This window comes from Bacillus sp. SIMBA_026, assembly GCF_046535335.1.
Lineage (GTDB): Bacteria > Bacillota > Bacilli > Bacillales > Bacillaceae > Bacillus > Bacillus velezensis.
Genome location: NZ_JAWRWX010000087.1, coordinates 1 through 298 on the forward strand (window position 1 = coordinate 1; position 298 = coordinate 298).

1 protein-coding gene is annotated in these 298 nt (G+C 55.4%); it reads right to left on the reverse strand.

Annotated features, from left to right (window positions below; genetic code table 11):
- On the reverse strand, nucleotides 1–298 hold a 298-nt coding region (locus tag SB847_RS20790), incomplete at both ends, for a hypothetical protein (RefSeq protein WP_410578477.1).

Sequence of the window (298 nt, forward strand, 5' to 3'; positions counted from 1 at the left end):
GCCCAACCCCAGAAAACTCAGCCCGCCCTGGGGCAGGCTTACCTGTTGCCCGAATGGCAGACTGACCGTCCCTTTCGCGTCGCTGTAAAGCTTGTAGGGCACGCGGCCCAGGCCGAACAAGACGGTCATGGCGCCATTGTTCGAACTGATGGCTGTCACCTTGAGCTGCGAATTGGTGCCCAGGTTGATAAGGGAAAAGAAATTGCACTGGAAGCTGGAATCGAATTGCCGGGAGTTCTTGCTTTTGTAGAGCTCGTAGGAATAGAACGAACCAAATTTGATTTCCGCCCCAGCCCCT